General features: G+C 64.7%; 11 protein-coding genes. 8 read left to right on the top strand and 3 right to left on the bottom strand.

The genetic code is table 11. The features are described 5' to 3' along the window. The first annotated feature begins 123 nt into the window (after positions 1–123). The 6 genes from CAG41_RS27565 (at position 124) to CAG41_RS27540 (ending at position 6,549) form a co-directional block, all read left to right on the top strand. Entirely contained in the window at positions 124–1,470 is a 1,347-nt protein-coding gene (locus CAG41_RS27565; protein ID WP_085707736.1) for a hypothetical protein, read from the top strand. Positions 1,471–1,505: 35 nt separating this feature from the next. Next, complete coding sequence (locus tag CAG41_RS27560) at positions 1,506–3,734, top strand: Ig-like domain-containing protein (RefSeq protein WP_085707735.1); 2,229 nt, start codon at positions 1,506–1,508, stop codon at positions 3,732–3,734. A 71-nt stretch (positions 3,735–3,805) separates the two neighbouring features. Continuing rightward, positions 3,806–4,267, top strand: a complete 462-nt coding sequence (locus CAG41_RS27555; RefSeq protein ID WP_085586878.1) for a curlin — start codon at positions 3,806–3,808, stop codon at positions 4,265–4,267. A gap of 27 nt (positions 4,268–4,294) precedes the next feature. After that, positions 4,295–5,746, top strand: coding sequence for a curlin (locus CAG41_RS27550; protein WP_085707734.1), 1,452 nt, complete (start codon positions 4,295–4,297; stop codon positions 5,744–5,746). Positions 5,747–6,083: 337 nt separating this feature from the next. Then, on the top strand, positions 6,084–6,290 hold the full coding sequence (locus tag CAG41_RS27545; RefSeq protein WP_085586875.1) for an antitoxin: 207 nt from the start codon (positions 6,084–6,086) through the stop codon (positions 6,288–6,290). Beyond that, positions 6,280–6,549 (top strand): type II toxin-antitoxin system RelE/ParE family toxin, encoded by a 270-nt coding sequence (locus tag CAG41_RS27540; protein ID WP_085707733.1) that lies wholly within the window; start codon positions 6,280–6,282, stop codon positions 6,547–6,549. Before CAG41_RS27545 ends, CAG41_RS27540 begins: the two co-directional genes overlap by 11 nt. Positions 6,550–6,631: 82 nt before the next feature. Here CAG41_RS27540 and CAG41_RS27535 read toward each other — a convergent pair whose 3' ends face one another. Continuing rightward, complete coding sequence (locus CAG41_RS27535; RefSeq protein WP_085586873.1) at positions 6,632–7,003, bottom strand: DUF6124 family protein; 372 nt, start codon at positions 7,001–7,003, stop codon at positions 6,632–6,634. Positions 7,004–7,611: 608 nt separating this feature from the next. On the opposite strand from CAG41_RS27535, the gene CAG41_RS27530 reads away from it, so the two are divergent. Both CAG41_RS27530 and CAG41_RS27525 read left to right on the top strand, forming a co-directional pair. Further along, the gene (locus tag CAG41_RS27530) at positions 7,612–7,818 is read left to right on the top strand and encodes an antitoxin (RefSeq protein WP_085657028.1); all 207 of its coding nucleotides are present in this window, start codon (positions 7,612–7,614) and stop codon (positions 7,816–7,818) included. Further along, positions 7,799–8,092 carry a type II toxin-antitoxin system RelE/ParE family toxin gene (locus CAG41_RS27525; protein WP_085707732.1) on the top strand — a complete coding sequence of 98 codons (294 nt, stop codon included), beginning with the start codon at positions 7,799–7,801 and terminating at the stop codon, positions 8,090–8,092. The genes CAG41_RS27530 and CAG41_RS27525 overlap by 20 nt, the downstream gene beginning before the upstream one ends. 78 nt (positions 8,093–8,170) lie before the next feature. On the opposite strand, the gene CAG41_RS27520 is transcribed toward CAG41_RS27525, so the two are convergent. Next, positions 8,171–8,542, bottom strand: coding sequence for a DUF6124 family protein (locus CAG41_RS27520; protein WP_085586873.1), 372 nt, complete (start codon positions 8,540–8,542; stop codon positions 8,171–8,173). A 734-nt stretch (positions 8,543–9,276) separates the two neighbouring features. Next, a complete protein-coding gene (locus CAG41_RS27515) occupies positions 9,277–10,137 on the bottom strand; it encodes a CsgG/HfaB family protein (RefSeq protein ID WP_085586870.1) in 861 nt (286 codons plus the stop codon). Between the last annotated feature and the right edge of the window lie 19 nt (positions 10,138–10,156).

The following is a 10,156-nucleotide window of genomic DNA, read 5'->3' as shown; positions in this document are numbered from 1 at the left end:
ACCCTCAAAGGCCCTTGGCACGGGGCTTTGCGGCTGTGTGAGGGTGCATTGGTATGGAAGTTGTAGAGGCCCCTGCAACTGACCCACCCCACGGGGCAGGCACTTCGATAGAGGGATTAACTCATGCACCCTTTACTGTCCAAAACCGCGACCGTCCTGGTCGTGAGCGCATTGGCCCAGGGCATCGCCCAAGCCGCTCTGTTCGCTGTCGACCCCGGCCCCTACGCACCGGCCAACGGCAATTTCGCCGCCTGGTACCAGGACACCCACGGCCGCACCCTGGATCTGTGCCTGTCCAAAGCGCTCAGCTCCCGCGTGCCGAGCGTGCCCGGCACGCCGTCGTACATGTGCTCGCTGCTGCCGGCGCCGGGCATCTTCGACGACGCGCAACCCCTGTCCTTCCCCAGCAACTTCCCCGACGAAGCCTTCTGGTTCACCGCTGACGGGAGCATCGTCGATGCCGCGCGGGGCATCGACCTGACCTACGTCTCGGCCATCGAGGCCGCCTTCGGCGGCGGCGATCCGGCGGAAGGCGACCAGATCAGCTTCGCCCGCATCCGCATCCGGGTCGACGTGCCCACCGCCGGCACCTACGTGATCACCCACCCCTACGGCGTGGACGTGTTCAACGTCGACACCCCCGGCCGGCGGGCGATCAACATGACCCGCGACATCGGCATCGGCTCGCCGAAGACCTACGACGGCGCGCTCAAGGGCGACGTCGGCCCGTTCCTGCGCAGCGTCAACGGGCCCTACACCGAGACCAACCCGGTGACCGGCGCCGCCGAGCAGTTCATCGGCGACCCGAACCTGGAAGAGGCCGTCACCGGCAGCCCATTCAACACCAACTTCATCCGCATCGAAGGGCCCGGCGGGATCGACCTGCGCACCACCACGTTCGCCATTTCCGGCAAGCTGTCCACGGTGGTCCGCCCGACGCCGCTGATCACCCAGCGCAGCACCTACTCGCGCACCCCCGGCGCCAGCGCCCCGGTGGCCCAGCAGGACGTTTTCGTCCAGGCCCCGCCCGCGCCCGCCACCGTCGCCGTCACCAGCAGCACCCCGGTGCTCAACCTCAAGGAGGCCGACAGCACCGGCAGCTGGTATGCGCAGTCACCGGCCAACCCGACCTTGCCGACCACCCTGCAAGTGACAGCCGACAACCACCTGGCCATCGCCAGCAGCACCCCGACCACCCTGCCCATGGCCCTGACGGACCTGGTGGTGATCCAGCGCGCCGAATACAGCCTGAGCTCCGGGCAACTGACCCTCGTGGCCTCGACCAGCGACGAAACCTCGCCGCCGGTGCTCACCGCCAGCACCGCCGGCGGCGCCGCCATCGGTGCCCTGGGCGGCGACGGCGCGGTGAAATCCCTCACCACCGGGATCTCGCCGATTCCGCCGGCCAAGGTTCGGGTGACGTCGTCCAACGGCGGCAGCGATACCGAAGAAGTGGTCATCGTGCAATGAACGCTCACATGCCCAGATCCGCATCAGGAGGCATCATGAACAAGTGGCCACGCTTCGCGCTCAACGCGCTCGGGCTGACAATCTCGCTGTCGGGCAGTGCGTTCGCGCAACTCGCCGCCGTCGATCCCGGCCCCTACACCTTCGCCACCGGGAAATTCCCGATGTGGTACCAGGACAACAACCTGCTCTCGATGGAACTGTGCCAGTCCCGGGCCGCCAGCTCGCGGGTGCCGGCCAGCGTGCCGCCGGCCTACATGTGCACCCTGCTGCCGGAGCCAGGCGTCTTCGACGACACCCAGCCCATGGTGTTCCCCGACAACTGGCCGCCGGAAGCCTTCTGGTTCCTGGCCGAGACCAACATCGCCAACAACGGCGCCGGCTACGGCATGGACGCCTACGTGGCGGGGATCGAAGCGGCGTTCGCCTCGGAAAACCCCGTCGACGGCGATCAGCAAAGCTTCGCGCGGATCCGCATCCGGGTGAACGTGCCCGTCGCCGGCACCTACACCATCACCCACCCCTACGGCGTGGAGACGGTCAACGTCACCGCACCGGGACGGCGGGCGATCAACATCACCAAAGACATCGGCATCGGCGCGCCGGGCGACTTCAGCGGTGCGCTCAACGGCGCCATCGGCCCGTTCCTGCGCAGCGTCAACGGCCCGTACACCGAAGTGAACCCGGACACCGGCAGCATCGAGACCTTCGTCGGCGACCCGAACCTCACCGAAGCGGTGACCGGCAGCCCGTTCAACACCAACTTCGTGCGCATCACGGGGCCGGCCGGCACGATCCAGACCAACCTGTTCACCGTGGCGGGCAAGGTGCTGGACAACCGTCAGCAGACCCACGTCGCCATCGACCGCGCCACCTACCGCCGCACCTCGGCAGGCATACGCGCCGAAGTGTTCGCCAAGGCCGACGCCAGCTCCACCCTGTGCTTTCGCGAAAGCGTGGCGCTGGTGCCGGGCACCCCGCCGTCGCCGTGCCAGACCAACCTGCTGGGCGACAACAACGGGCTGTTCTTCGGCCAGCGCCTGGGCACCGGCACCCTGCCGTCGGTGGTCGTCGTGACCGCCACCAACCCGACCGGCACCACCCGGCCGACGGCGGTGTCGAGCAAGCTCACCGACGTGGTGAAGATCCAGACCGCCCGCTACAGCTGGGCCAACCACAGCCTGCTGATCGAGGCCACGTCCTCCGATGAGGTGGCCGTGCCGGACATGGTCGCCCAGGGTTACGGCCGCCTGTCGAAGACCGGCACCCTGCAGCGCATCACCGTGGCCGACCTGACCCAGCCACCCGCCACCGTGACGGTGAAATCCGCCGCCGGCGGCAGCGACACCGAGCCGGTCGTGGTGGTCGGCAGCGCACCGGACACCGGTGAAAACCAAGCGCCGCTGGCGGTCGCCGACACCGGCAGCACCAGCTTCGGCGTGCCCATCACCCTCAGCCTGCTGACCAACGACAGCGACCCGGACGGCAACGTGCCGCTGTCCATCACCGCGCTGACCCAACCGGCCGCCGGCCAAGGCACCGTCGCTCTGAACGGTACCACCTCGGTGGTCTACACGCCGCCTGCGGTGGTCAACGCGCCGCTGACCGCGACTTTCACCTACAAGGCCCAGGACAGTAAAGGCCTGGCCTCGGTGAACCCGGCCACCGTGACCGTCAGCGTGGCACCGAACCGGCCGCCGACCGCCGTCGCCGACAGCGTCGCCACGTTGGGCGTGGCGATCCCGATCAACGTGCTGGCCAACGACACCGATCCGGAAGGCAACGTGCCGCTGGGCGTCGCCAGCCTGACCCAGCCACCGGCCGGGCGCGGCACCGTGAGCACCGACGGCACCGTGATCACCTACACCCCGCCGGCCACCGTGACCACGGCCTTCACCACGACCTTCACCTACATCGCCCGGGACAGCTTCGGCGCCCAGTCGACAGCGGCGACGGTCACCGTGCAAGTGTCACCACGGCCGGCGGCGGAGACCTTCACCATCACCACCTCGACGGTGCAGGCGCGCTCCGGCAACCGCTTCAACTGGGACTTCGCCGGCACCTCGTCGGTGACCACCGGCAACACCATCACCGTGCAGGTCACCACCCCGACCGGGCTGGTCACCCTCGGCACGACGACGGTGCCGGTCACCGGTCGCTGGCGGCTGACGCTCAACAACACGAACGTGGTGCCGTCGGCCAACCCGACCGCCACCATCCGCTCGTCCCAGGGCACCGTGCGCACGGTGTCGGTGACCACGCTGTAGGCCTTCGCCCCATCCGCCTGCGGGTGGATGGGGCAAGCCCCCGGACCGCCTGAACGACACAGGACAACGCCATGAACACGCCGACCGCCGCCCTGCTGTGCCTGCTCGCCCTGTGCGGCGGTGCGGGCGCGCGTGCCGACGACCTGATGGACAACGATGACCTGGCCCCCTCGGCCGACCTCGGCGAACTGCCCCCACCTGTGGGCCAGCAAGCGCTGATCGACCAGAACGGCCAGGCCAACATCGCCCTGCTCTCGCAGAACGGTCAGTCGCTGCTCGGGCGGATCGTGCAGTCGGGCAGCAACCAGGAGGCGTACATCCTGCAACAGGGCAGCGACCTGATGGCGCAGATCACCCAGAACGGTTCCGGCAACGCCGCCTCGATCACCCAGGCCGGCAGCCACAACCGCGCGCAGATTTCGCAGAACGGCAACAACAACGACGCCAGCATCGAGCAGGCCGGCACGGGGCTGCAAAGCGCCGTGACCCAGTCGGGCAACGGCATGAGCGTCTCGGTCAAGCAATACCGCTAAAGCACTGCAATCATCGGAGAGTTCATCATGTTCAAATTGACGCCCCTCACCGCCGCCATCCTGGTCATGATCAGTGCCCAGGCCATGGCCGACGACAGCCTTTCCACCCAAAGCCAGGCCGGCACCGCCAACATCGCCGATGTGAAGCAGACCCAGGCCCCGTTCAGCACCGCCACCCAGACCCAGTTCGGTGAGGGCAACAACGCCGCCGCCGTGCAGGACCACGCCACCAGCACCATCACCCAGGACGCGGTCGGCGACTACAACGCCGGCTACGCCGAACAGCTCTACGAAGACAACGGCACCATCACCCAACAACAGGTCGGCACCTTCAACACCGCGCACGCCAGCCAGTCCCTGGGCTTCGGTTCGCCCAACACGGCGCTGCAGCAACAGCAAGGCAGCGGCAACTTCTCGTTCATCTACCAGGACTCGCAGAACGGCAGCGAAGGCAAGACCTTCCAGTACGGCGACAGCAACGAAGCCAACATCGAGCAGCTGTATGAAGGCAGCGGCAACAGCTCGGTGATCACCCAGTACGGCACCGCCAACTACGGCACCGCCGAGCAGGTCACCCACAACGGCGGCACGATCGGCATCAACCAGGCCGGCGATTCCAACTACGCCTACGGCGACCAGCGCAACGGCACCGGCGGCACCATCACCATCAACCAGTTCGGCACCCTCAACGGCACCGAAATCTGGCAGGACTCGCAACTGGCGAGCCAGGCCACCATCAACCAGTACGGCGACGGCAACGAAACCGTGGTGGACCAGAGCTACGGCGAAAACAACACCGCCGCCGTCACCCAGGTCGGCAACCTGAACGCCATCTACGCCGACCAGTTCGAGTCGGTCAACTCGACGCTGGCGCTGTACCAAGTGGGCAACGGCAACGTCCACTTCACCTACCAGAACGGCGACGGCCACGTGCTCAACGCCGCCTCGGCGGGCAACGACAACAAGGTCTACGCCAGCAACTGGAAAGGCCCGCAGCACGGCGGCCAGTTCGGCAGCAACCAGCGCGCCACGGTCACCCAGGCCGGCAACGGCAACATCGCCAGCTTCACCCAGGACGGCGTCGGCCACACCATGACCACCCACCAGACCGGCACCGGCAACAAGACCACCGTCAGCCAGGCCGAGTCCTACAACGAGCTGTACTTCGACCAGAACGGCAGCGACAACATCCTCATCGCCGACCAGCGCGGCACCACCAACCTGATCCAGGGCTCGTCGAACGGCTCGGGCAACAGCGCCGAGTTCGACCAGTCCGGCTCCGGCAACCAGGCCTACACCGCGCAGCTCTACGGCAGCGACAACCAGATCAGCGTGAAACAGGCCGACACGATGAACGTGGCGTACGTGACCCAAGGCGGCACCGGCAACATCGCCACCGTGGATCAGAGCGGGATGACCCAGACGGCGAACATCCAGCAGTTCGGGTCGGCGAACCAGGCGACGGTGTTGCAGCAGTAAGGGTTGGGCGTAATAAAAGCCGCGATTGCGTTGTGCGATCGCGGCTTTTCCATGCCCGGAACTCCTGTGGGAGCGAGCCTGCTCGCGATGAACGAAAACACGGAGTGACTGCCCCCCTCTCTTTCCAGATCGGTTCCTACAGATGAATGAGGAAGTTGAGAAAAGATGCGGATTTTTCCGACCGAATTTGCAGGTTGCCCCTCGGAAGTGCGCCGTCCAGGATCGGCAGGCATCCACCTGAACCTCACGGAGCGTTTCCCCTATGCAACTCATCCCGTCAGCGACGACAGCGTGCCCGTTACCGAATAGACTGCCGGGCATTGCGCCCGGAGGCCCTATGACCGACCCGACCCTCATCGACCCGCTGTGCCCAGTCGTTTCAGACCTTGAGCCCGAAGAGCAGGCGGCCAGTTATGACCGGTGGTTCAGGGCCAAGGTCCAAGCCTCCCTCGATGACCCTCGCCCGAGCATTGCCCACGATCAGGTGATGGCCGAAATGCAGGCCCTGATGGAAGCGAAGCGCAAAACCCACGATGCAGATTGAGTGGCAGCCTGAAGCACGGGCTGAACTCCTGCAGATTCTTGAACACATCAGCGACCGGCACCACGCAGCGGCCATGAAGCTCTTCAAGGGCATTGAAGCCGCTACCTCCAAACTGACTGTGCATCCTTGTCTCTATCGATCAGGTCGGGTTGCCGGCACACGGGAAATCGTTGTGCACCCCAACTATCTGGTCATCTATCAAGTGGCGGATCACGTGCGAGTCTTGAGCGTCTTGCATGCGCGTCAGGAATATCCCTGACACCGCTTTCAACCCCTGTGGTGAGGAAGCTTGCTCCCTCACCACAGGGGATCTTGCTCACCTTGCTGTCAGGTCAACGCATTCAGGTCTTAGGCTCGACGTTATCCAGCGCCTGGCCCACCGCCACCTCACTCAACATCACCAGTTGCGCGATGCCCAGCGCGGTTCGGCGGTGGCCGTTGTCCAGGGTGGCGGCGAAGTTGTTGAGCATCTCCGAGGCCGAGCCCAGGTTCTCGCTGGCGTTGGCCAGCAGGGATTCGGTGTCGTAGACCGGGTTGGGCAGGTACATGGGATCCGCATCGCTGGGGGCGGCCATGATCCGGGCGGTCGGGTTGAGGTAGTGGTCGAGGGCGCGTTCCGCGGCTTCGTTGAGCTTGCGGGAGTCAATGGATTCGTAGGGGGATGCGGGGTCGGTGGTGGGGGTTACAGGAGGGTTGGGTGTGGGTTTGAACATGGTGAAGACCTCTGCTGAAAAATGGAGCTGGCCCATTCGATTTCCAGGCGAAGGGGTGGCAGCTGTACGCAGGCTGGAAATCCGGGAGCAGAGAACCCGGCAGACACGAAGGTCTCCTACGCACAGCCGCCATGACAGAGCGCACACCGTGAAGGTGCGCAAGCATACGTCATGAATGGCGCTTTTGCGTTCTGCATTCCTCGGACTTCCAGGCCCGGTCGCTGAGTTGGCAGCGACAGACACAGGCTAGGGCCCGGCCTTCCGAGGGACAACCTGAAAACCTTGTGGGAAGGATCCGCAAATCAGCAACATCCTTTAAACAATCTAGAACTGAAATGCAGTCTGACTGGGGGTGCTTCAGCCAAGGGCTGGTCGGCTTTCAGGCCGCCATCGCCAGCAGGCTGGCTCCTACAGAAGAATGGTGGATTCGAGAAAAATGCGGATTTTTCCGACCGAATTTGCAGGTTGCCCCTCGGAAGTGCGCCGTCCAGGATCGGCAGGCATCCACCTGAACCTCACGGAGCGTTTCCCCCATGCAACTCGTCCCGTCAGCGACGACAGCGTGCCCGTTACCGAATAGACTGCCGGGCATTGCGCCCGGAGGCACTATGACCGACCCGATCCTGATCGACCCGCTGTGCCCAGTCGTTTCAGACCTTGAGCCCGAAGAGCAGGCGGCCAGTTATGACCGGTGGTTCAGGGCCGAGGTGCAGGCGTCCATCGACGATCCGCGCCCGAACATTCCGCATGACGAAGTAATGGCCGAGTTGCAAGCCTTGATCAAGGCGAACAGCAATGGCTTCGAAGCCGATTGAATGGAGGCCCGAAGCGCGGGCCAAACTGGTGCGAATTCTTGAGTACATCACCGAAAGACATAGAGGAGCAGCCATAGAGCTCACCAGAGCCATTGGCTCGGCCGCCTCAAAACTGCCTGATCATCCCCATCTCTATCGCCCAGGCAGGATCACCGGTACCCGAGAAATCGTTGTTCATCCAAGTTATCTCATCGTTTACCGGGTGACGGACCGAATCGAGATACTGAACGTCCTGCATGCCCGGCAGGAATATCCGCGGCGACATACCCTTTAACCATTTGACCTGCCCCTGTGGTGAGGGAGCTCCCTCACCACAGGGGATCTTGCTCACCTTGCTGTCAGGTCAACGCATTCAGGTCTTAGGCTCGACGTTATCCAGCGCCTGGCCCACCGCCACCTCACTCAACATCACCAATTGCGCAATGCCTAGCGCGGTGCGGCGGTGACCGTTGTCCAGGGTGGCGGCGAAGTTGTTGAGCATCTCCGAGGCCGAGCCCAGGTTCTCGCTGGCGTTGGCCAGCAGGGATTCGGTGTCGTAGACCGGGTTGGGCAGGTACATGGGATCCGCATCGCTGGGAGCGGCCATGATCCGGGCGGTCGGGTTGAGGTAGTGGTCGAGGGCGCGCTCCGCGGCTTCGTTGAGCTTGCGGGAGTCGATGGATTCGTAGGGGGATGCGGGGTCGGTGGTGGGGGTTACGGGAGGGTTGGGTGTGGGTTTGAACATGGCGTCTTACTCTGTTTGATGAGTCGGAGCTGGCCCATTCGGTTTCCGGACGAAGGGGTGGCAGCTGTACGCAGGTTGGAAACCCGGGAAACAGAGAAACCCGGACGACCCGAAGGCCCCCCACGCACAGCCGCCATAACAGAGTGCACACCCAAAAGGTGCGCAAGCATACGTCATGAAAGGCGACCGCTGCGTTCTGTTTTACCCGGGGTTTCCAATCCCGATCGCTGAACTCAGCGACAGACACAGGCTAGGGCCCGGCCTTCCGAGGGACAACCTGAAAACCTTGTGGGAAGGATCTGTAAATCAGCAACATCCTTTAAACAATCTGGAACTGAAATGCAGTCCGGCTGTGGGTGCATCGGCCAAGGACTGGTCGGCTTTCGGCCGTCATCGCCAGCAGGCTGGCTCCCACAGGGGATTGGGGTGGTCAGGGAGAGGTTAGGCTGGTTCCCGCAAGGAATCGGGTGCAGTCAGGTAGAGGTAGGTCGGCTGTCGGGCCGCCATCGCGGGCAAGCCCGCTCCCACAGTGTTCCGGGGTGTTCACACCTTTCCCTGTGGGAGCCAGCCTGCTGGCGATGGCGTCAGTGTGGACAACGCAGGCTCAGATCAAGACAGGTGCTCCCACAGGGGACAGGGTGGTTCGGTAGAGGCCTGGCTGGCTCTTGCCGTCGAGCGCTCGACCCGAGAGCCGAGAGCCGAGAGCCGAGAGCCGAGAGCCGCCAAGCCCAAGCTCATTCCGCCTCAGGATCCACCTTGTTCTGCGTCAGGTAACGGTTCAGCGTCTCGTCCTGCGAAGGCGCCGAGTTGTCCCCCGCCACCTGCCACAGCCGCCGTTCGATGCCCTGCGCCAGCAGGTGCCCCACCGCCGCCTCGATCGCCGACAGCACGCAGAGCTGCGCCGGTTCGTTGGTGGTGTAGCCGACCTCGGCCTCCAGCAGCTTCTTGAACTCGATGAACTTGAACACCCCGGCGCTGCGGCCCACGGAGTAGATGGTCTTGCTGGTCATCACGTTGGCCAGCACCTGCCCGCTGCGCACGTCCACCGCCCGCAGGTTGACGGTCACCTGGTCGACCCGGTACTCGCGGGACAGGTCGATCCCCAGGTAGCGCGCCCCTTCCCCGCCGCTGCGCACGTTGGTGTCGTAGGCGATGATCCCGCCTTCGAGCATCATGTTCGCCGCCTGCAACGGCGGCAGCTCGCCCTGGATGTTGACCGGGGTGTTGGGCTTCTTCTGCGAGGCGCGGATGATCTTGCGCTCGGTCAGCAGGTTCTGCAGCCCTTCGCGCTCCAGCACCACGAACCAGCCGCTGGCCTGCAAGGCGTCCATCAGCATGCTCGCCGCGCCCTGGGTGACGCTGGTGGAGAACGAGCTGGCCGGGGTCGGCTTGTACTGTCCGGTCTGGTCACGGAAGCCGTACACCACCGCCATCAGGCGGCCCTTGGGCCGCGGCATTTTCAGAAGGTCGTAGTAGGTCGAGGCCCTGGGGGTCAGGGTCGGGGTTTCGGTGTCCTGCTCGGCCGGCATCGGCTCGCGCAGACCACACCCTTGCAATGCCGCCAACATCAGCCCTAGCGCAATTATTTTTTTCATGTCCTGCACTCCCCGGAAC

Source organism: Pseudomonas sp. B35(2017) (assembly GCF_002113645.1).
In the GTDB taxonomy this organism is placed as follows: Bacteria; Pseudomonadota; Gammaproteobacteria; order Pseudomonadales; family Pseudomonadaceae; genus Aquipseudomonas; species Aquipseudomonas ekonensis.
The sequence above is the reverse complement of the archived record's forward strand: the minus strand, read 5'-3'. Positions and strand labels throughout refer to the sequence as shown.